General features: G+C 70.3%; 2 protein-coding genes. Both read left to right on the plus strand.

From position 1 onward, the window contains the following. Positions 1–569, plus strand: a 569-nt coding sequence (locus RWX45_RS02205; RefSeq protein ID WP_410050663.1) for a glycosyltransferase family 2 protein, incomplete at its 5' end; no start/stop codon positions are given. A 10-nt stretch (positions 570–579) separates the two neighbouring features. Beyond that, positions 580–1,258, plus strand: a 679-nt coding sequence (locus RWX45_RS02210) for a hypothetical protein (protein WP_316022155.1), incomplete at its 3' end; no start/stop codon positions are given.

The following is a 1,258-nucleotide window of genomic DNA, read 5'->3' on the forward strand; positions in this document are numbered from 1 at the left end:
CCGCCACCCACCAGGTCACCGAATGGCTCCTCCCCCTCGCGCGCCTGCGGCACCTGCCCCTCCTGCACCACCTGGTCGGCCATGACACTCGCGCCGACGGGAGCCACGATGCGACAAGCGACTGGGCCGTCGGGGCGCTCATGCTCATCCCCGCTGACGCCTACCGCGCCGTCGGCGGCATGGACGAGTCCTTCTACATGAACTGCGAAGAGGTGGATTTGCAGCGACGCCTGCGTGACCTCGGCCTCCCCACCGTCATCCTGGGCGGCCTGGCCGCCACCCATGAGGGCGGTGGCTCCTCAGAGCCCACCAGACGCCTGGGCTGGGTGCGGGACGGTCGGCGTCGCTACACCTACAAGTGGCAGGGGCGCGCCGGGGTGGCGCGCCTGGAGGCGGGACTGCTGGCCGCCACCAGCGTCAACTTTCTGTGGAACGTTGCACGCCGTACCGCCGGGAGTAAGGTCCGCCCGTTCGCCGTCGCCCGTGAGCAGGCGGCGCTGGTGACTCATCCAGAACGTTGGGTGCCCGCGGCCAACCGTTTTCGCCCCGTAGCCGGCGCCCGCCCGTAGGATGCCGCGCATGCGTTCGCTCCGCCTACTCATCATCTCTCCCGCTTTCCACGGCTACTGGCGGGCCTACGAGGAGTCCTTCAAGCACCTGGGGCACTCGGTCCGCACGCTCAGATACGACGAGCTGACCACTGCCCTGGCCAAGGCGCGGCACAAGCTGCGCGTCGAGTTGGCCGACCGCACCGGAGGCGATGGCCAGGAGCGCTGGGCCCGCGAGGTGACGGCCCGCTGCGCCGCCGCCGTGCGCTCCGCACGCCCCGACCGCGTCCTGATCATTCGCGGGGACCTGCTGCGCGAGGAGTTCTGGGACGCCGTCGCCACAGTCGGCGCCCGCCCCGTCACCCTCATCTACGACGAGATCGAACGTATGGCGACGAGCCTGCCGGAACTAGCCCAGCACGGCCCCGTCGCCTCCTACTCGGCCCGGGACACCGCCCTGCTGACCGCTCACGGCATCCGCGCCCTCCACGTGCCCGACGCCTATGACGCACGTTTACCCTTCACCCCCGTTCCCTCGCCGGAGGTCGTCTTCATCGGTGCGCTCTACGGTCAACGGGGTCCACTAGTCCAGGCGCTGTACGACGCTGGTGTCCCCGTACGCGCCTATGGGCGGGACTGGTCGCACCACCTCTTCGACCGCATCCGCACCTGGAATGCGCCCCGCCCCCGGGTTCCCGCCGAGCGTGATG

This window comes from Actinomyces sp. MRS3W, assembly GCF_032465695.1.
Classification (GTDB): domain Bacteria; phylum Actinomycetota; class Actinomycetes; order Actinomycetales; family Actinomycetaceae; genus Actinomyces.